The organism is Pseudovibrio sp. WM33, from assembly GCF_001623165.1.
Classification (GTDB): Bacteria; Pseudomonadota; Alphaproteobacteria; order Rhizobiales; family Stappiaceae; genus Pseudovibrio.
Genome location: NZ_LMCK01000018.1, coordinates 33560 through 53683, shown reverse-complemented (window position 1 = coordinate 53683; position 20124 = coordinate 33560). Strand labels below are relative to the sequence as shown.

Here is a 20124-nt window from a genome sequence, read left to right as displayed (position 1 = left end):
TCATTGTCAGAGATTAGGAAGAGAGGCAGCTCTATCAGATCGCAGAGCTGCCTTTTCTTCTTAGCAGAGTAGGGGATTACTCAAATCCATACCAAGCGCAGGCAACGGGCGTTCAGCGCTGTCACCATATCCAATTTCAAAGCGTACTTTGTTGATACACACTCTGGGAATGGTCGGCGCAAACAACTCAAATGTCTTAAAGCGTGCACTATATTCCGGGTTAGCGGCAATATAGCTCTTCAGCGTATCTGTAAGAATTTGGTAGAAACATGTCTCAGTCATCTGCCCAGCTTGTGCCAGCGAAGATGAAAGAAATCTAAGCACCGTGACGAAATGAGCAGTTTGAATGTCATGTACAATGTAAGCTGGTGGCTTTGCTGGTAGTAATGCGCGCAGTTCGTCACTTAGATCGCACTGTTCAGGGTAAATCTCATTTACGAGATCGACATCTCCTTGCAAATCCTTGATTGCCATACCGACAGGTACGTTGTCTTCTAGGACAACTGTTATATTCTGTCCGTGAGCAATAAAACCAAGCCCATATACGCAGAGCATGTGATAAAGTGGCACAACGGTAACTTCAAACAACTTTTGCAGCCAATCCGTTAAATCAAGATCTGCCTTTTGCGCGAGATGAGCAGCCAGGGGAACGCCTGAACCATCTTTGTGCAACAATGCAGCGTAAAGATAAGCTCTGCGATTTGGTCCCACTTTGTAGTCTGCAGGTTCCCGCCAGATTACACCCAGAGTTTCATCATGCTGATAGGGAATATCGCGAAGCTGCTGGTAAAACGGATGGCGATACCATACACCGCGTAGTTCTTTTAGAATGATAACCTTATTCTTCAAGTGATCATCTGCTTGAACGATGCCATCCAACCACTCAGACAAGTCAGATCCATGAGCGATGTATTTTCCAGGAATTCCTCGCCAAGCGGAAGTATTCAGGATCGTCAGAGCAACCTTTACATCCGGGCTTTCAGGACGATCCAGACTGGTGAGTGTCCGCAAAGATGGGCCAGAAACATAACGTCCGCCAAAACTACCGAGTATGATCAGATCTGCTGTTTGTAGATCATTGATGTACGTTTGCTGGAGCACGTGATCCCATTGCCAGGGGTGTACAGGAACGAGACAGTAGCTTTCTAAGGTACCTCCTTTGTTTCTCAGAGTGTCCATTAGATGCGTCATTTCTGTTGCGCCTAAGGTGTCTTTTAGAAAGCTTTTTTCTGTTTGGATATCGCTATCACTGATCTCGCAATTCTCACGGCGAGCAGCAAGCCATAATAACTCGATCGGTTGTCGGCTCTCCGGCGCAAAGCGGGCGACATCCTTAGCTCCCCAGCCAAGGCGCCCTTTATTCGCTACGGCTTTTGGGTGGCCTTCCAGCAGAGCGTGTAACTCATATGGCTGCATTTGGAGGAGTGTGTCAGCATCATAACCTTCGCAGGATTGCGCCAGAAATAAATCCTGACGCAGAGTGTTGGACATTTCACGCAAAAAGGTGGCCAGTGTTTCCGGTTTCATGCCAAGTTCGGCCTGTGCATCCACTGAGAATTGAAGAGGAGACAATGGAAGTGTCGATGCGGGAGCCCGGGTGATACGACCTGCATCCACCCAGAGGTTCCCCCAGATCATGGTTTGTGCCTGAAACGTGTAGAGGACACCAGAGGCAAGGCGTAGTTCAAAAGATTCACCGCCAGTATAAGTGGGGTCTAAAACCTCTTCATAAGTTAGCTCGCTAAGTAATTTTGCGAGCGCTGCCCTGCAGATTTTTGGCCACAAGGACGAGGGACTCGTCGCATCCGCCACCATTGTGCTGCAATACTGTTTGTCGAGGATCATAAGCGAAGCTCCTCAAAAAAACGCTCCCGCCGACAGCACATGAGTGCTGAGCGTTTATGCGGGAAATCGAATTCCATAAGTTTTTCATAGGCAAGAGAATCTGCGTAGGAAAGCAGTTTGGCGTTATCCACCCGAGGCTCACCCATTATGTTATTAGTCAACTGGCAATCCAAGAAAAGATAGTGTGTCAGCCCGCGCAACCAAGCGCCGGTTTTCACTTTGCCTAGGTGCCTGCGTTCGCCAATCAGGCCATGCCAGCCTCTGTCGTAACTTTGCGAGGCGTAATAAGGGCCAAGACGGTCCTCTCGCACCCAGTAAGTTTCGAAGTAGCCTGCTTCCTCACCATTAAAACAACCAATTAGTGGATAGGTGTGGGGTTTGGCCTGGAATGTTTCCAGGTATGCCTTCAGCTCATCTTTAGATTTTGCCAGCTCCCAGAAATATGCGACACGGCCATCGTTCATCCAGCGATGAAACCTGTCCAGATCACGGTCGATGTCAACGGCACGAAACGATACGACAACGTCAGCAACGGGGTCATAACGCTCGTAGCACAGCCCGGTTGGATGTGGTGGTCTTAATGGATGATCCCGACCATCTGGCCCTTCGACCAAACCGGTGCGAAGACGACCTGTGGATCTGTGAAGGAGCCAGAGCTGTGGGTTTTGATAGAAGCCGGAGCGATACACTTGATACTGCCCATTTGCTACCGCAAGAAATGGCAGGTCTCGCGGATCAATAGTATCTGCAGGAAGGCTGACTTTCAAAGTTTCTATCTCTGGATGCGCCGAAAAGCATGCCTCCAGACTCAGCAATACTGCCCCAAGTTTTTCTTCTTCAGAACCTTCCAAATAGAATGAAAAACTAAGGTTTGCCTCTGTCGCATTCTCCAGATGAGCACAAGCAAAAGCTTTGGTGTCTCGCAACACGGTTAGCTGTCCATTACTCCAATCTCCGGATGTAACAACGCGAGCAAATCTGCAATCAGAGGAGCCATCATGCGTTTCATGGGCAATCGAAAGTGATGAGCCAATAGGCATCCTATGCAATGTCATCGTTATTTCTCTTGTTACTAAATGGGTTGGCTATTTTGAAGAATGTTGCGAGCTGGCCAGCTCCGTCGCCTGATGCTTCGTTTACGTTGCTAAGGCTAGTGCGATAGTTACCCTTACTGACCAATGTTGGAGAGGTCAGCAGATAGTCATAAAAGGCTGGATCGCCGGTCGTACTTTGAGCTGTAGCTTTAAATCTTCTGCGGAGCGTGTCATAGGCGCGCGCCTCGTCCATCAAGCCATCAATCACCAGAGTGCTCACGGTATGGAGTAGGTTATTGACAATCACGTAATAGCAAAGAAGCTCATCACCAATTTCCGGGGGGACCACATTTTCGGCATTTTTGCCAATGTCAGGTACGTATGCAGATAGGACATCATGATGGGTCGTTAAGTGACCTGTCCCCTGACAATCCCTGACATAAAGATGAGCGGGCATGCCATCTTTCAGTGCAATCATCATATTTTGCTGATGAGAGCCGAACAGCAGACCATGTCTGGCGCGAATATCAAGCAGAGGCAGGATAGCCACTTGCATGAATGCATCCAGCCAGCGTTCTGCCAATCCCTGAGGGAAGAGCCCTTTTTGTGCCGCCTGCCTATAAATTAAGTCACCAAGTGGGGATGGAGCACCAAGTTGGGGTTCACATAAACTGGCGAGCATGGCGGGGCCGGTTTGTGTCGGTTCATGGAACGGATTGTCCCGCAAGACTACAAAACTATCCTCCAGTGCGCCGCCGTCTTCATCTTGCAGAGCAACATATCCGGGCTCAGTAAGGATGGTCAGATTTGGGAAATCATTTGCCAGCTTGTCCCCCAAGGCACCTGAGAGCAGTTCTGCCATCTGCACACCGCGTTCAACTTCCTTGCGAGCCAGTACTCTTTTTGAATTTGTCAGCCGCATGGAAAGTGAAAACTTAAGCATGTATGGCGCTTCAAAGGCGTGTACTCCGCGCATTGATGCGGTTGCCGCAAAAGGCTTGCCAACTGACCCATAAGGTTTAAGAAAACCCTCTTGTATCCATCGGATAACTTCAGGACGAGCCAATAAACGTTCTGCCTGCCATGGGTGCCAGGCAATGGGCACGTAACCCTTGTCAACTTTAGTCCGCAGTGTTTCCGGCAAAGTTTTATCGCTCTTGGCAAGCTCCAAGCACATGTCAAAAGCAGTTCTTTGCACACCAGAACCTGAAACTAGGATCGAACGATCTGCCAAAACCCAGAATAAAGGAAATTGCCCCTTTAATTCAGGCGATAACAACAAGGCATCGTCTTTGGTCAGCTCGTCTCTGCTACGCGGGTTTGGATGGGTCGGGTGGCCGGAAATAAGCGCCTGCTCAGCTTCCTGAAACCTCCAGTTCTCTGCAGGATGAGAAGTATTGTTAGCGTCCAGCTCATAAGCTCGCATCTGAGCCTGATGGCTATCTAACACCCTCGATAAAAGCGTAAACTGTTTTTCGCTGTGCTCACCGCTGATTGTACTATCTGTAATAAGTGTAGTCAGCGTACTCATGAGGCTGACAGGCTTGCAATGCCCTTCGCTGTTCCAGAGGTAAAAAGGCAGCTGTATTTCATATCGAGCGGCTGTATGGTGAGGGACTTGCAGCAACAAGCGATCATTGTTTTGCAGAGGAAGACAAACTGTGTCCTCACCAAAACATAAAAGCTCTTTTTGCTCATGTGATAGAAATGACCAGCCTGACCATTCGCGCAAGAGCGAATTTAAGAACGCACTTGCAGTGGCATGCTCAGCCCTTTGTAAAGGTGTCGGAGGCGCAGACAAAGGACGATTGTTTACCTGAGTGTAAACTAAGGTTTTGTTCATGGCGAACCTGAAGAATAGAGCAATTAATGATTTAATCAGCGGTTCAGGCTGGTATGACCTGATTTAAGATTTCCGCTCGTGGCACACTTGGCCAATCGATTAATTCACTGTCTTCTTCCAGATCGAAGAGAGGCTCTCCGACAACAGCATTTAATATGGTCGCACTCCTCCACGTCATGAGGCTCATTTGCGGATCCACAATGCCGTGAGAGGAAAGGCCGAGATTTAACCCAAAAATCTGAAGGTTTCTTGGTCCATCCCATTGCAGGCGGTAGGACGCATCCAATTCCGGCAGGCCATTTTCATCTAACGAAAGGCGCGGTAAGAGCGGCGTCATAAACTCCGGAAGCGCTGGCCTTGCCCCTGTCGCTAGTATGACCAGATCCGCTTGCTGCGTTTCCGTCTGACCGCTGATCGTAGAGCTTGAGGTCAACCGATAGCCGGTTCCCTGCTGTTCCATAGCTTTTACGTCCCGTCCCGGCAGTAAGGTGATGGTACAGGGATCCGCGCAAAGATGCTTACGACGATAGATTTCTGCGTAAAGCTCGTCGACTGTGCTTGGGGTTAGGCCATCACTTGCGAGCTTCTGGTTTACCACTTCTTGTTGCTGGCTTTGCTTGGGAAGAGTCTGGTAGCTCTGAACATAAGCAGGTGTGAAAACCTGATCAACAAACCCACCTTCTTCTAGGGGGGAGAACCGGGGTAAATTGCTGATCCACTGGACCTCCAATGGAGCTGCTTGTTTGCTTGTTAAAAGGTCCAGAACAATTTCGGCACCGGTTTGCCCTCCGCCAATTACTGCAATACGGTTGTTTTTTATCTGCCGTGCTTTGTTGAGGTAACTACTTGCGTGGAAACAATTTTCACCTAAGTAAGGGGTCGCCCACTGCGGTATAAAAGGCTTCATGCCTGTGCCGATAACAAGATTGGGAGTGTGCTCAACTCGTCCGTCTTCAAACGCCACAGATAGACGGTTGTCTTTCACCGAGACTTCCTGGGCAGTGTGGTTCCAATGAAGATGGTTCATCTTGCCAGCAGCCCATGCAAAATATTCATTAAACTCCACACGGGTTACTCCGGTGAAACGGCCAGCTAAAAAGTCATAGAACCTCTTCTTCTCAACCAGAAATGCCATAAACGAGTATGCACTGGTCGGTTGTACTGCTGTGACAAGGTCTTTCAAGAACGACGTTTGCAAAACAGATCGCGAAAACATCAATCCCTGATGCCAGCTGAATTCTGACTTGCTGTCAAAAAATGCAGCGCGAATGCGTGATGAGCTCTGTGCCAGTGCAGCAACGCTCAAATTGAACGGCCCTATGCCTAGTCCGATCAGGTCATAAACTGATTGCGTATTCTTCGGCATCTTGACGATCTGGGACATCTCAAGGCTCCTTTGTGTTCTGTTAAATATCAGAGGGACGCAAAGGTCGCGCAACTGGCTTGTGGCTGATCACGAACCCGGAGCCACCTACGCAAAAAACAAGTGCGATTAAGGTGGCAAATGAAAAAGTTAAGGTCAGACTCGCCTCTCCACCAAAGCCTCCAAGAAGGGAGCCTGTGGCTAATCCAGCAAACTGAGAACAGGAAAGAGTGGTCGAACCTTTTGCTTTGAGTGAAGCTGGCAATTGTTTCAGCAAATATACTGAATTAGTCGCCGAGAGCAGCGCTGCTGAGGCGCCAATGATAGCTGCACTCATCGCGATAAAAGGCAGCGTATGGGCTATGCAAAGCAGACTGAGGCCTGCCGTAAAGCTAATTGCGCTGGTGATTTGCACAATGCTTGTATGTTTGCGAAAGATTGGTAAGAGCCCCAATTGAGCAACCAATCCGCTTAGAACAGCAGCGGTAAGACAATAACTTGCAAAAGTGGTCGCCTCAGTTGAGTCCAGCTGCATGCTATCTTTTATGAGCGGGCCCAGCAGCACATATGTAGCACCAAGGCACAATTGTAGAGAAAATCCAATCAAGAGTGCAGTTTTGGGAAGTGTGATCTGGTCTTTTTGCTCGGTGCTTTTTTTGCATTTTATGGATGCCGGTGATGACTGCTTAAATGCGAAAAATAAGCAAGCCGCATAGACTGGAATTGGAGCAATAAGTGGAAGGGCTCCTCCAAGAAGCAAGAGCGGAGCTACAGCTGCATTTCCCGCAAGTCGTCCAAGACCTGTCATTGAACTCAAACGACCTATAGGAGCCAGAAGCTTTGAAGAGTTTTGCCTATTTCTTGCGAGTATGGCTTGAGTAAGCGGAAGGAGAGCTGGAACTGTAATGCTATAAGCAATTCGCGCCGTAACGAGTACAGCTAATCCGAGAAGAGGAGAGATTAAAGCATAACTGACTAGCATAAAGCTGATTGCAATTGCAGACACACTTAATACCGCGAAACTCAGTATGACCCTCAATGCACCGAGAGCTCCGATATATGCTTCTATTCGTCCCCAAGCAGGCAAACTGATTGCGGTTGCCATCAAGCCTGTTCCTACAACAACTCCAATCATACTGAGTGTCAGGTCAAAGACGTCTTGCAGCAACGGCACCATGACCACCAGACACGCTTGATGGAATGTACTCGCCGCAATGGCAGGCATAGTTATCGCAGGTTTAAACAATGGAGACCACTATTCTCAATACAATCAGGAGGTGCGTATTAAATATGAGTCATACATTCAACTATAAGTCTGTGACCGCCCTGTCAAGCTGATCCGTCAAATATTGCAGGGCTTTAAAGAGAGTGTTTTTCTTGAAATACAGAAACTACCGCGGTTGCATAGTTGAGATGCAGTTAAAGGTATTTAGCCAGGAAGCGACTTTCTATAAGTAGAGAACTGTCAGTGAGGAGGGAGGAGATTTGAGAATTGAATTTCTGTTTTTACTTGGTAAATTAACTTGAGATCGTACAAGCGCTTGTAGTTCTGAGTAATAACGATCATGTCAAAGATGCGAACAATAACCGTCAACTAACTACAGCTAATGAACTCTCTCATTTTCATACTTTAGATTTTAGCGGGCGACAAAATCTATAAACAAGTCTACGAAGATGATCATTCTTGAGAGTATATAATGCCTGCGAGCCTCTCTGGATTGCATCTACGGACGTTGTAGGTGGCAATGAAACCAAAGCTAATTCGACGAGGCGGTTTCTAAGCTATTCAAAAAGGCTGGATACTTATCTGTGAAATGATTGGCACAGATGTGTAACAGCATCGGCTTGACACCGCTTGGTGCAATAGCATTGCTTAGTGACAGAGTTCTAACGATCAAGCTGGTAAAGGCACACAATTAAAACGATTTCCAGTTCACCACCAGGAGCTAATATAGCAATAGTATTCCGGTTAAACCGGTGAACTTGGTTTTTTCGCCTGTCTGATGTGACCTAATTTTTTAACATGAGATCACCACCACCATCGAATACCCTAAACTCCGGAAACAAACCGACACCTGCCTGAAGCAAATCCTCCGTGATGATACGCTCGCCTTGTTGGACATCCTGCCCGAAACTGTGGAGCTGACAGGTTCGAAGAATGACCGAATGAAAGCTCTGTCAAAACTGGTTTCTGAGGCCTAACATGGTGTGAGCCGTTCACTTGAATCAGTTTGTGAAGCCGGTGAATCTGTATATTAGAAATTTCAATTAAGATATTGTGATCATTTATTTATTTGGAGAAAGTCTGATGAAGCAGCCGCTGGTGAAACTTGCGCTGTTGGTGTGTTTGCCAATTCTCTTGCATACTTTTGTCCCTATGCAGGCTTGGTGGCCTGCGCTCAGATATTCAAGTTCCTACAAGCAAGATGCTCAAGAGCGCACTGTTGAATTTGAAAAGCTCAGTCTCGAGGTTGCGGGTAAAGCGATCGTGGTCATGAACGAGCGCGACAAAAGCCATATCTTCAGTGAGCGCACATATTTAAAACTGCTTAAATTGCAAGGTGACAGGCGCGAGCCATCTCTGGTCGCGATGCATTGCAAGGGAAGTGTCTGCACCAACCAGTCAAGTGACGCTCTCTTCGCAACACTCATGTTAGCCTTGACTGCTTTGATCCTGGCCTTTGCCATGAAATTTGGGCTACGCCGATCCTTCCCGTTGGGGGAAGCTACCGACATAGGTATGTCTGACAGTGATGCATAAGGCGCTCTACACGTAGCAATAAAAAACCCGGCACTGTTTCCAGTCCCGGGTTCATAACGATATCACGAAAGCTCAAGGCCTAGCCGCCTGTCAGCTCTTCCAGTTCAGCTGACATCTTCAGCCAGTTCTCTTCGGTCTCTTCCAGCACCTTCACATAGGCGGCACGGCGGATGGCGTGTTGTTTCGCTTTGTCTGGTGCTTCGGTGTAGATGCGAGGATCGGCCAGCAGGGCATCAAGCTTTTTGATGTACTTCTGATACTTGGAGACCTCTTTTTCCGCAGCTTCAATTTTCTTCTTCAGCGGAGCGGTCTTAGTGCGGCGCTCAGCAGCTTCCTTGCGGCGAGCCTGTGCATTCGCTTTCTCGCTGTCCTCCTCAACCGCGACCCTGGACTTGGAGCCACTGTCGCCCTTAAGGATCAACTTGCGGTACTCCGCCATGTCGCCGTCAAAGTTTCTCACACCGCCATCAGCAACCAGCCACAGCCGGTCTGCACAGGCCTCCACCAGATGCCTGTCATGGCTGATGAGAATAACTGCACCGTCATAATCGTTGATCGCGTGCACAAGGGCTTCACGGCTGTCGATATCAAGGTGGTTGGTCGGCTCATCGAGAATAACAAGGTTCGGCCCGTGGAAGGTGGCAAGGCCCAGCAGCAACCGGGCTTTCTCACCGCCGGAAAGATCCTTGGCAGGGGTCAGCATCCGGTCTGTCGGCAAACCAAACCGGTCCACACGCGCGCGGATTTTGGATTCCAACGCGCCCGGCATCAGCGGACGCACATGCTCAATCGGGTTGCTTTCGGGCATCAGGTCATCCAGCTGATGCTGCGCAAAAAACGCAGTGCTCAGCTTGGTGGCCTTAGTCATATCACCAGACATCAATCCAAGGCGCCCGGCAATCAGCTTGGCGAAGGTTGACTTACCGTTACCATTGGCACCAAGAAGAGCAATGCGGTCGTCATGGTCAATGTTCAGCGTCAGGTTCTTCAGGATCACCGTGTCATCATAGCCAACAGAAGCTTGTTCCAGCTTGATGATCGGCGGAGAAAGCTTGGCCTCAGGCTGCGGAATATGCAGCTCCAGTCCTGAACCTTCATCCAACACGGAAATCGGCTGCATCTTCTCAAGCATCTTGATACGAGACTGCGCCTGTTTCGCTTTGGTAGCCTTCGCGCGGAAACGGTCAACGAAGCTTTGAATGTGCTTGCGTGCCTTTTCCTGCTTATCAGCCGCCTTCTTCTGCAGCAAAATGGTTTCACGGCGCTGACGGTCAAAACTGTCATAACCACCGCGATAGAAGGTGAGCTTACCACCATCCATATGCACAATGCTGTCGACCGCATTGTTCAAAAGGTCGCGATCATGGCTGATCAGAACAACCTGATACGGATAACGCGCAATGAAGTTCTCCAGCCACATCGTACCCTCAAGGTCGAGGTAGTTGGTCGGCTCATCAAGCAGCATCAGGTCTGGCTTGGAAAACAACAGGGCCGCAAGCGCAACACGCATACGCCAACCACCAGAGAAGTTGGCACACGGCTGTTGCTGCTCGTCGTAAGAAAAGCCCAGTCCGCTCAGGATCGCAGAGGCCCGCGCTTCAGCGCTGTGGCTCTCAATATCGACAAGTCGCGTATGGATCTCCGCAATACGGTGCGCATCTTCAGCGGTTTCGGCCTCAGCCAAAAGAGCGGTGCGTTCCGTATCAGCCGCCAGAACCACTTCCAAAAGCGTTTCCTGCGTGCCTGGCGCTTCCTGCGCCACCTGACCCACGCGCGCCTTTTGCGGCATGTGTACACTGCCGCTCTCAACGGACAGCTCACCGCACAGCAGTTTGAACAGCGTGGACTTGCCAACGCCATTGCGCCCGACAAGACCGGTTTTCGCACCACTTGGAATAGTAACGGAGGCATTGTCGATCAAAAGACGCCCGGCAATGCGATATGTAAGATTAGAAACCTGAAGCATGCCACGCTGTTTGCCCGTAAACCTCTTGTTTAGCAAGGGGCAAGCAATCCGATTCTAATGATTTTCTGATGATGGTGTGGCTTAAGAATGTGGGCTACTACTGATTACACGCAATTTTTTTATGATAATCTAAACAGTATTGAACTTGCTCGGGACTTACGATTGCATTGAATTCCCATGAACGAACGGTTCGCTCGAAGGACAGTTGAAAAATATCTGGTCTTTCTTCCGTGTCTCTTTGTCTCATTTGCCTGAGAAGACCCAAAATCTTAGATTTGAGTTTAGCTAATACGATCAATTCGTCTCGATAGCTATTCGCACAGAATACCAAGTCGTGCTTTTCATTAAAGGACGCGCTGGAATGTGCTTCTTGCAAGCCATGCATTATAGAGATGATAGCATTTGCAATGTGCTCATCACCATACTCCAGATAACCGCAAAGTGTATCCAGATAAAAATGTGGATCTTCTGATCAGCCCCACTTGAGTAGTCCGGTTTGAAAGTTAGTGCATGACTGGCCTTTGGTCTACTGGAATGATTACTTCAGGAGCCGGTGGGCGGAAGTTCAGCGCACTATGGGGGCGTTTGGTATTGTAGTGTATCCTCCACCTTTCGATGATTATTTGGGCTTCACGCAACGAGTAAAAGGTCTCACCATTCAACAATTCGTCTCGCATTCGGCCGTTGAAACTTTCACAGTATCCATTCTCCCAAGGTGAACCGGGTTCGATATAGGCGGTCTTGGCGCCGACCGCTTTAATCCAATCTCTAACGGCCTCGGCAATGAATTCAGGACCGTTATCCGACCTTATGTATGAGGGCACACCACGTAGGATAAACAGGTCAGTCAGCGCGTCGATAACCTCAGTCGAGTTCAGCTTTCGTTTTACGCGGATCGCCAGGCATTCCCGGCTATATTCATCCAAAATATTGAGTGTTCTGAAAGCCTTACCATCGTCGGTCCTGTGATGCACAAAGTCATAGGACCAGACATGATTGCGATATTTGGGCCGCAGCCGAACACATGATCCGTCGTTCATCCACAGCCGCCCTTTCTTCGGTTGTTTCATCGGAACTTTCAGCCCCTCGCGTTTCCACAAACGCTCAACACGTTTGTCATTCACCTGCCAACCAGCCTCTCTCAACAAGGCCGCGACCCGTCGGTAGCCATAACGACCGTACTGGCGCGTCAACTCAATCATATCTGCGATTAGACGCCCTTCATCAGCGCGGCCTTTCGGCAGCCGCCGCTGTGTAGAGCGGTGCTGACCCAAAACGCGACAAACACGCCGCTCAGACACTTTTAACTGGCAACGCACATGATCAATGCAGGCACGGCGACGCGAAGGGCTTAGAAGTTTCCCGAAGCGGCCTCCTTCAAGATCAGTTTATCCAGCGTCAGATCCGATACGGCGCGGCGCAGACGCTCATTCTCCCTCTGTAACCGTTTCAGTTCCTTAAGTTGCTCTGTGCCCATTCCACCGTACTTTTTCTTCCAGCGGTAATAGGTTTGTTCAGTAAAACTGATCTGTCTGATTGCATCAATCCGGGGCATGCCTTGCCCCATCAGAACTTCAACCTGCCGTAACTTCACAACAATATCTTCAGGTTTGGGGCGCTTGATAGCCATCTATGGTCCTCCGGTTTCCTAACTATAGGCGTGGACCACTTCAAAGGGGGAGGCTCACAGTTGGACATCACCGTCTCTCTGGACCAAGCCCAATGGAACCTGCTGGAAAAGGCGTGGCAGGAATTTCCGGCGAAGATCTATAATGCTGACAAGGAACTGGTCGGGCTTGCCAGAATCCAGCGCGGTGGCGGCTTCCTTGACCCTAAATCGCGCCGTTATCAGCTCTTCCTCGAGATCGTGAAATCACCGGAAACCACTGTTTTGCCGGGCGAGTTCGTGAAAGTTGAACTGCAGAGTAAAACAGTCAACGACAGCCTGAAATTGCCTGCGACTGTGCTCACTCAGGAAGGGTTCATCTGGTTCTTAAACAACAAGGACGAGCTGCAGCGCTTTGAAGCTTCTGTCGTGTTCCGCAATGATACAGACATCATCGTGAAGATGCCGAATGAGCTGCAAGAGATGGATGAGAAGCGCGTTGTTCAGCTGCCGATGGCCGCGTTCTTACCGGGCCAGCACGTCGCCCCAACTCCAGCGGGGCACTAGCACATGGCGTGGCTCACAAACTGGTTTATTCGAAACCCGGTCGCAGCAAACCTCATCATGGCGTTCATCCTGATTGTCGGGGTATCCTCTCTCATGAACATCCGCATTGAGGGCTTTCCCAAGCTGCCTGCGGATACCGTGACAATCACGACCGAACTGCCCAACGGCTACACGGAGCAGGTTGATAAACAAATCACCCGCAAGGTGGAAAAGGCGTTGGAAGGTCTGAGCGGCGTCAAAAACATCAGCTCAATTTCACAACCGGGTTCGTCTGTTGTCTCCGTTCAAAAGACAAGCGACACCAAACTCTCCACCTTGCTGGATCACATTCGCTTGAAAATTGATGGCATTTACAATCTGCCGAAGAAAGCGGAACGGCCTGTCATTGAAAAACAGAGCATGGATATGCCAGCCATGTTTGTGCAGGTCTACGGCGATGCAGATTTTAAAACCCTACAGCGTATCGCTCGTCAGCTGCGCAACAAGCTGCTGGCCAGCCCAGAAGTTTCCCGTCTCAAGCAATGGGGTTTGCAGACCGAACAGATCAAGATCGGTTTAGAGCCATACACGCTGGAACGTCTGAACCTGACCCCTGAGCAGGTCATGAACCGTATCCGCGAGTCTTCTCTTTACTATCAGGGCGGAACGCTGAAGACCGAAGGCGGCTATATCTCTTTGCGCGCAGATACTCAGGCCTATTATAAAGCCGACTTCGAGCGCATTCCGATCATTGAGTGGGAAGACGGCACCACAACCACTCTTGGCGACATTGCCAAGGTGGAAGACGCCTTTGCTGACATTGATATGGAAGCACGCTTCAACGGCAAAGAGTCCGTTGGACTGGAAGTGCTGATTGGCCGCAAAGACAACCTTATTCATGTCTCAGAGGATGTGCAGGCCATCATAGCTGACTTCCGCACAACTCTGCCGACTGGTGTACAGGTGGGAATTTGGGGCAATTCCAGTGATTACATCGAGGATCGCCTGAGCCTGCTCAGCTCCAACGTGTTTCAGGGTCTGGCTCTGGTGGTGTTGATCCTGTCGCTGTTCCTCAACATGAAGCTGGCCTTCTGGGTCGCCATGGGTATTCCAATCTCATTAGCTGGTGCGTTTGCTGTGGCGACAACTGGCTGGGTGGATTATTCGCTCAACGACATCACAACATTCGGTCTCATCATCGCGCTCGGCATTCTTGTCGATGATGCAGTGGTGGTCGGTGAAAGTGTCTTTGAGCAGCGCAAACGCTATGCAGACCCACGCAAAGGCACGGCTGCGGGCGTACACAAAGTAGCCGTTGCGACGATATTTGGCGTACTGACAACAACAGCGGCATTCTTCCCGATGCTGCTGATGAACAGTGAGCTGGGTAAGATCCTCGGCAGCTTCTCAGGCATTGTTATTCTGGCTCTGTTGTTCTCCCTTTTCGAGAGCAAGTTCATTCTGCCCGCTCACCTCGCTTACATCTCTTTGGAGGAGAAGAAGCAGAACATCTTCTCGCGAGGCTGGGGTAAGGTGCAGGGTGTGGCTCGTGGCAGCTTGTTCTGGTTCCGCGACACCATCTATTTCCCGGTGCTTAGATGGGCCATCCGGCACCGCTATGCAGTGCTGGTTGGCTTCATTTCTGTGGCAGTGCTCGTGTTTGGCCTGATGTGGAAGGGCAAAATCCACTCTGTCTTCTTTCCGGAGATTCCCGGTCAGTACATCGTGGTGAACATGGAGATGGATCCTCGTGCACCGTTCGACCTGACACAGAACAACATCTCCACGATTGAAAACATCGCAAATGCTGTTGACCGGCAATATGCCGAGCAGCAGCCGGACGTGGGCGGTGTGTTCCAAAACATCTTCCGCATCGTATCCGACAGCACAAATGCCACCATTTATGCTGAGCTGCGCCCATTGGACGAGCGCGGGGATGCAAAGACAAGTGACATTTTGCGCGACTGGCAGAACCGCACCGGTACTTTGGAAGGTATTTCCAAACTCACCTTCTCGGGCTTTGAAGAGATCGGTGGTGGGTTCAAGATCCGTTTGTTCGGCGAAAACTCTGAGCAGTTGCGACTGGTAAGTGAAGAGCTCATGGCAGAGCTTGGCAAACGGGCCGGTGTCAGCAACCTGCGCGACACGTTCAAAGCAAGTCAGCCAGAACTTCGCCTGACGCTGAAACCGGAAGCACGTCATCTCGGTTTCACACCAGAGCGACTGGCAAGTCAGGTGGCGCACCAGTTTGGTGGCGGGGAGGCACAGCGCATCCAACGTGGAGATTCAGAGGTTCGCGTGATTGTTCGCAACACGCTGGATGCACGTGATGCCATTGAGGACCTGTTGCAGTCCCGTCTGCGCGGGGCCAACGACAACTGGGTCACGCTGCAATCAGTCGCCAACATCGAAGCGCGTTATGTGCCCGGATACGTGCACCGCAGAAACGGCGATCAGGTCGCCACAATCGAAGCTGACATTAATAAACAGATCGTTGCTCCTGCTGAGCTGGGTCAGGATATCTTCACCTCCGTTGTGCCCCAACTACAACAGAAGTATCCCGGTGTTAAAATCAAGCAGGGTGGCGAGCTGGAGGAAATGGGTGAAGTTAAGGGCAATATGAACCGCGCCCTTCTCATCACCTGTTTCCTCATCTTTGTTCTATTGGCGATCCCGCTGAAGTCCTACTTCAAGCCGCTGATCATCATGTCCGTGGTTCCGTTTGGAGTGGTAGGGGCAATCCTCGGCCATGCCATCATGGGCATCCCGTTCAGCATGATGTCGATCTTCGGCTTGCTGGCTTTGATCGGCGTGATCGTTAATGACTCTCTCGTCATGGTCACGCACTACCTTCACCTGAGGGAGGACGGTGTAGAGCATATTGAGGCAACGGAGCGCAGCGGCGTGGATCGCTTCCAGGCGATCTTCCTGACAACGGCAACCACGGTCGCCGGTTTGATGCCGCTCATGAGCGAAACTTCCGAGCAGGCCATGTACCTGATACCAGCAGCCGTCTCTCTGGCATACGGAGAGATTTTCGGGACACTTATTACTTTAATCCTGATTCCAGTACTGGTCGCAATTGCAGAAGATATTCGCGTCTTTCTCTTCGGCAAACGCGATAAGGCATTGGAATATGCGCAAATGGAGCGAAAAGAGGCCCTGGAAGCAGAGGAAAAACACGCGATTTCAGAAAAATCCCCAGAGAATGACAAAGATACAAAACCTGAGGGTTTTCCTCTAGAAAAGGCCTAAACGGACCTTACGACACGGCCTCCCCTTGCGGAGGCCGTTTTTTGTTGAGGACTGCCCTAGCGAAATCTGCTAGTTAACCCACTGTGAATCCGCAGAATTCCAGTACTAAATATATATAAGAAATCACTTAAGTATTGAATTTTGATATATTCGAATATTCTAATGTAAATTATATATTAGAAATGCAGCATACACTTATATATTGCGGAATCTCAAAGAGAAAAAATCTACTAATCCGGAATTGATTGCACTCAATTTGTGCTTTTTACATTTACTCTAAGTTCCTGCGCGTACGAGCGGGCACGTATAACGTTACGGTGTCTGCTCCAATCAAATAGCTGCAAGAGGCAGCTGTTAGTACGGAGTACGCACATGGCTGGCTTAAGCCAAAATACCCAGACCACCACTCCAGCAGTGAGCAAAGGCCGCGAGAGAGTAGCATTCCTGTTTCTTGCAGTTGTTCTTGCGCCAGTTCTGATGACTGCAGCTGTTGGCGGATACGGCTTCCTTATCTGGATGTCGCAGATTCTGTTTGGCCCACCGTCCTTCTAAGAGGTAGTCGTGGCCAACTTATCCCGCAGAGCATTCTTTACCCGCTTAAGCGCTACCCCAGAGGTGGTGTCTCCGGTTCGTCCGCCATGGACAACGGAGCAGCGGATTGAAGACAAATGCACCGGCTGCTTTGAATGCGTCAAAGCCTGCCCGGAAGCCATTTTGTTCAGCGCGGATAATCGGCCTTACCTCAAAACCGGCGTTGGAGAATGCACGTTCTGCGAAGAGTGCGCAAAAGCGTGCCCAGAGGACGATCTGTTTGATCTGACTGCGGCACCCTGGAGGCTCACAGCAGAAATTCAGCAAGGGGCATGCCTGCTTGGAAAGGGAGTTTCCTGCCAGACCTGCACCGACAGCTGTGACCCAAGAGCCCTCCGGTTCGATATGCGTGTCGCACCTACAGGAAAGATTCAACTGGATGCAGACCAATGCAACGGCTGCGGAGCTTGTCTCATTTCCTGCCCAGTAGATGCGATCGCCATGAACGACCAGAGCCGAGAAAGTTTAGCAAATGCGTAATGCAACAACCGTAGAGCGCGAAGAAGAAGCCGGTGTCTGGCACATTTCAAGTGTGCTGCTCCAGGCCGACCCTGCCAAGCGAGAGCAGATATGCGCTGCGATTGAACAGATACCTTCTGCTGAAATTACAGAAGTATCTGACTCTACAAAGATAATTGTGACGCTGGAAACACCGAGCGAACGCGACCTCGCGAACGCTTTGAGTGACATGCAGCAGTTAGATGGCGTGGTTACGGCTTCGCTCATCTTCCACCAAACCGACACCACCGACCTCAATTCAATTGTGATTTCTGATCAGGGTGACATGCAACCCGAGGGGACTTGCTCATGATTAAACTAACAAGACGCGCTGTCATTAAGGCGCAGGCTGTTGCAGCGGCAACTGCCGCAGCCGGGGCAAGCCTTCCGGCGCAAGCAGCAAACATTGTAACGGATGCAAGCAAAACAGACCTGAAATGGTCCAAAGCTGCTTGCCGTTTCTGCGGTACCGGTTGTTCCATCATGGTTGCAACCAAGAATGACCGCGTTGTTGCAACACATGGTGATGCTCAGAGCCCGGTTAACAAGGGCCTGAACTGTGTGAAAGGTTACTTCCTTTCCAAGATCATGTACGGCAAGGACCGTCTTGAGCAGCCACTGCTGCGTAAAACCGACGGCAAGTACGACAAAGAAGGCGAATTCGAGCCAGTATCCTGGGACGAAGCTTTCGACATCATGGCTGTTAAAGCAAAAGAAGCCATGAAGAAGAACGGCCCTTACGCAGTTGGCATGTTCGGCTCAGGCCAGTGGACTGTTTGGGAAGGCTATGCGGCTGCAAAGCTCTGGAAAGCTGGCTTCCGCTCCAACACCATTGACCCGAACGCACGTCACTGCATGGCTTCTGCTGTGGGCGCATTCATGCGTACCTTCGGCATCGATGAGCCAATGGGTTGTTATGACGATTTTGAGAACGCAGATGCATTCGTGCTCTGGGGTTCCAACATGGCTGAGATGCACCCGGTTCTTTGGACTCGTCTTGCTGATCGCCGTCTGTCTAACCCGGATGTAAAAGTTGCTGTTCTTTCTACATACCAGCACCGCAGCTTTGACCTTGCTGACATCCCAATGGTCTTCACTCCACAGACCGATCTCGTGATTGCGAACTTCATCGCAAACTACATCATCGAGAACGAAGCCGTGGACATGGACTTCGTTAGCAAGCACACTAACTTCCGCCTTGGCAATCAGGACATCGGTTACGGCCTGCGCCCTGAGCACCCACTGCAGCAAGCAGCTAAAAACGCTGACAAAGCTGGTGGTTCTAAAGAAATCAGCTTCGAAGAGTATGCAGAGTTCGTTAAGCCATACACTCTCGAATACGCTGAGAAGATGTCTGGTGTTCCTGCAAACCGTCTGCTGGAACTGGCAAAGCTTTACGCTGATCCAGACAAAAAGGTTATGTCTCTCTGGACCATGGGTGCAAACCAGCATACCCGCGGCGTTTGGGTCAACCAGATGTTCTACAACATCCACCTACTCACCGGCAAAATCTCCAAGCCAGGGTGTGGTCCGTTCTCACTGACCGGTCAACCATCCGCTTGTGGTACAGCTCGTGAAGTTGGTACGTTCTCCCACCGTCTGCCAGCAGACATGGTTGTGAAAAACCCTGAGCACCGGAAAATTGCAGAGAAAATCTGGAAACTTCCAGACGGCACAATTCCTGCGAAACCAGGTTACCATGCTGTTCAGCAGTCCCGTATGCTCAAAGACGGCAAACTAAACTTCTACTGGACCCAGGTCACCAACAACATGCAGGCTGGTCCTAACGTTGTTGAAGAGATCTACCCAGGCTGGAGAAGTCCAGAGAACTTCATCGTTGTTTCCGACCCGTACCCAACAGTATCCGCTATGGCTGCTGACCTTATTCTGCCAACAGCAATGTGGGTAGAAAAAGAAGGTGCATACGGTAACGCAGAACGTCGTACCCAGTTCTGGCATCAGCTGGTATCTGCTCCGGGCGATGCAAAATCTGACCTTTGGCAGACCGTTGAATTCTCCAAGCGCTTCAAAGTTGAAGACGTATGGCCTGAAGAGCTGATCGCCAAGCAGCCAGAAGTACGCGGCAAAACTCTGTTTGACGTCTTGTTCGCGAACGGAAACGTTGACAAGTTCCCGCTTTCTGAAACCAGCGATGAATACAAGAACGACGAAGCAAACGAATTCGGCTTCTACATTCAAAAAGGTCTGTTCGAAGAATACGCAGACTTTGGCCGTGGCCATGGTCACGATCTGGCACCGTTCGAGCGCTACCACGAAGAGCGCGGCATGCGCTGGCCTGTTGTCAATGGCAAGGAAACCCAGTGGCGCTTCCGCGAAGGTTCTGACCCATACGTTGGCGAAGGCAAAGGCTTCGAGTTTTACGGTCATAAAGACGGTAAAGCACGCATCTTCGCGCTTCCATACGAAGCACCGCCAGAAATGCCAGATGAAGACTACGATTTCTGGCTCTGCACTGGTCGCGTGATCGAGCACTGGCACACTGGCACCATGACCCAGCGCGTTCCTGAGCTGTACAAAGCTGTTCCAAATGCTCTGTGCTACATGCATCCTGATGATGCAAAAGCGAAGGGTCTGCGTCGTGGTTCTGAAGTGCGCGTTGTTTCCCGTCGCGGTGAAATCACAACACGCATCGAGACCCGTGGCCGTAACAAGCCGCCAAAAGGCCTCGTGTTCGTGCCGTTCTTTGATGCAAGCCAGCTCATCAACAAGGTGACACTGGATGCAACAGATCCTCTTTCAAAACAGACCGACTATAAGAAGTGCGCAGTCAAGATTGTAGCCGTGTGAGGTACGCC

14 protein-coding genes are annotated in these 20124 nt (G+C 50.3%); 7 read left to right on the top strand and 7 right to left on the bottom strand.

Translation table 11 applies throughout. The annotated features are described in order from the left end of the window. Positions 1 to 60: 60 nt before the first annotated feature. From PsWM33_RS04620 to PsWM33_RS04600, 5 genes are read right to left on the bottom strand one after another with little or no spacing between them, the layout of a single operon-like run. Positions 61 to 1845, bottom strand: coding sequence for an IucA/IucC family protein (locus PsWM33_RS04620; protein WP_063299391.1), 1785 nt, complete (start codon positions 1843 to 1845; stop codon positions 61 to 63). After that, a complete protein-coding gene (locus PsWM33_RS04615; RefSeq protein ID WP_082826879.1) occupies positions 1842 to 2900 on the bottom strand; it encodes a GNAT family N-acetyltransferase in 1059 nt (352 codons plus the stop codon). The genes PsWM33_RS04620 and PsWM33_RS04615 overlap by 4 nt, the downstream gene beginning before the upstream one ends. Then, positions 2887 to 4722, bottom strand: a complete 1836-nt coding sequence (locus PsWM33_RS04610; RefSeq protein ID WP_082826878.1) for an IucA/IucC family protein — start codon at positions 4720 to 4722, stop codon at positions 2887 to 2889. Before PsWM33_RS04610 ends, PsWM33_RS04615 begins: the two co-directional genes overlap by 14 nt. Before the next feature lie 43 nt (positions 4723 to 4765). Then, on the bottom strand, positions 4766 to 6106 hold the full coding sequence (locus tag PsWM33_RS04605) for a lysine N(6)-hydroxylase/L-ornithine N(5)-oxygenase family protein (RefSeq protein WP_063299388.1): 1341 nt from the start codon (positions 6104 to 6106) through the stop codon (positions 4766 to 4768). 22 nt (positions 6107 to 6128) lie between these two features. Next, on the bottom strand, positions 6129 to 7310 hold the full coding sequence (locus PsWM33_RS04600; RefSeq protein WP_063299387.1) for an MFS transporter: 1182 nt from the start codon (positions 7308 to 7310) through the stop codon (positions 6129 to 6131). A gap of 1083 nt (positions 7311 to 8393) precedes the next feature. Between PsWM33_RS04600 and PsWM33_RS04595 the strand changes: the two genes are divergently transcribed. After that, a complete protein-coding gene (locus tag PsWM33_RS04595) occupies positions 8394 to 8846 on the top strand; it encodes a hypothetical protein (RefSeq protein ID WP_063299386.1) in 453 nt (150 codons plus the stop codon). A gap of 79 nt (positions 8847 to 8925) precedes the next feature. Here the strand turns inward: PsWM33_RS04595 and PsWM33_RS04590 are convergent, their stop codons facing one another. Both PsWM33_RS04590 and PsWM33_RS04580 read right to left on the bottom strand, forming a co-directional pair. Beyond that, positions 8926 to 10812 (bottom strand): ATP-binding cassette domain-containing protein, encoded by a 1887-nt coding sequence (locus PsWM33_RS04590; RefSeq protein WP_063299385.1) that lies wholly within the window; start codon positions 10810 to 10812, stop codon positions 8926 to 8928. A gap of 503 nt (positions 10813 to 11315) precedes the next feature. Continuing rightward, positions 11316 to 12442, bottom strand: a protein-coding gene (locus PsWM33_RS04580; protein ID WP_153039898.1) for an IS3 family transposase whose coding sequence is annotated in 2 segments (ribosomal slippage) — positions 11316 to 12178 and positions 12178 to 12442 — 1128 coding nt in all. Because the reading frame shifts where the segments join, the coding sequence is not laid out codon by codon here. Positions 12443 to 12502: 60 nt separating this feature from the next. Here PsWM33_RS04580 and PsWM33_RS04570 point away from each other — a divergent pair. From PsWM33_RS04570 to napA, 6 genes are all read left to right on the top strand, one after another. Beyond that, positions 12503 to 12985: a hypothetical protein gene (locus PsWM33_RS04570; RefSeq protein ID WP_208994394.1), complete on the top strand. Its 483-nt coding sequence runs from the start codon at positions 12503 to 12505 to the stop codon at positions 12983 to 12985. Between the two features lie 3 nt (positions 12986 to 12988). Then, a complete protein-coding gene (locus PsWM33_RS04565; protein ID WP_063299383.1) occupies positions 12989 to 16219 on the top strand; it encodes an efflux RND transporter permease subunit in 3231 nt (1076 codons plus the stop codon). A gap of 372 nt (positions 16220 to 16591) precedes the next feature. Further along, on the top strand, positions 16592 to 16771 hold the full coding sequence (gene napE / locus PsWM33_RS04560; RefSeq protein WP_057462105.1) for a periplasmic nitrate reductase, NapE protein: 180 nt from the start codon (positions 16592 to 16594) through the stop codon (positions 16769 to 16771). Between the two features lie 9 nt (positions 16772 to 16780). After that, a complete protein-coding gene (gene napF / locus PsWM33_RS04555; protein WP_063299382.1) occupies positions 16781 to 17290 on the top strand; it encodes a ferredoxin-type protein NapF in 510 nt (169 codons plus the stop codon). Further along, entirely contained in the window at positions 17283 to 17621 is a 339-nt protein-coding gene (locus tag PsWM33_RS04550) for a chaperone NapD (protein WP_063299381.1), read from the top strand. Before napF ends, PsWM33_RS04550 begins: the two co-directional genes overlap by 8 nt. Continuing rightward, positions 17618 to 20116, top strand: a complete 2499-nt coding sequence (napA, locus tag PsWM33_RS04545; RefSeq protein WP_063299380.1) for a nitrate reductase catalytic subunit NapA — start codon at positions 17618 to 17620, stop codon at positions 20114 to 20116. The genes PsWM33_RS04550 and napA overlap by 4 nt, the downstream gene beginning before the upstream one ends. Positions 20117 to 20124: the final 8 nt, after the last annotated feature.

What these genes read in the sequence shown, in the direction of transcription:
- PsWM33_RS04620 (WP_063299391.1), bottom strand. Translation starts at nt 1,845, where the DNA reads ATGATCCTCGACAAACAGTATTGCAGCACAATGGTGGCGGATGCGACG.
- PsWM33_RS04615 (WP_082826879.1), bottom strand. Translation starts at nt 2,900, where the DNA reads ATGACATTGCATAGGATGCCTATTGGCTCATCACTTTCGATTGCCCAT.
- PsWM33_RS04610 (WP_082826878.1), bottom strand. Translation starts at nt 4,722, where the DNA reads ATGAACAAAACCTTAGTTTACACTCAGGTAAACAATCGTCCTTTGTCT.
- PsWM33_RS04605 (WP_063299388.1), bottom strand. Translation starts at nt 6,106, where the DNA reads ATGTCCCAGATCGTCAAGATGCCGAAGAATACGCAATCAGTTTATGAC.
- PsWM33_RS04600 (WP_063299387.1), bottom strand. Translation starts at nt 7,310, where the DNA reads ATGCCTGCCATTGCGGCGAGTACATTCCATCAAGCGTGTCTGGTGGTC.
- PsWM33_RS04595 (WP_063299386.1), top strand. Translation starts at nt 8,394, where the DNA reads ATGAAGCAGCCGCTGGTGAAACTTGCGCTGTTGGTGTGTTTGCCAATT.
- PsWM33_RS04590 (WP_063299385.1), bottom strand. Translation starts at nt 10,812, where the DNA reads ATGCTTCAGGTTTCTAATCTTACATATCGCATTGCCGGGCGTCTTTTG.
- PsWM33_RS04565 (WP_063299383.1), top strand. Translation starts at nt 12,989, where the DNA reads ATGGCGTGGCTCACAAACTGGTTTATTCGAAACCCGGTCGCAGCAAAC.
- napE (WP_057462105.1), top strand. Translation starts at nt 16,592, where the DNA reads ATGGCTGGCTTAAGCCAAAATACCCAGACCACCACTCCAGCAGTGAGC.
- PsWM33_RS04550 (WP_063299381.1), top strand. Translation starts at nt 17,283, where the DNA reads ATGCGTAATGCAACAACCGTAGAGCGCGAAGAAGAAGCCGGTGTCTGG.
- napA (WP_063299380.1), top strand. Translation starts at nt 17,618, where the DNA reads ATGATTAAACTAACAAGACGCGCTGTCATTAAGGCGCAGGCTGTTGCA.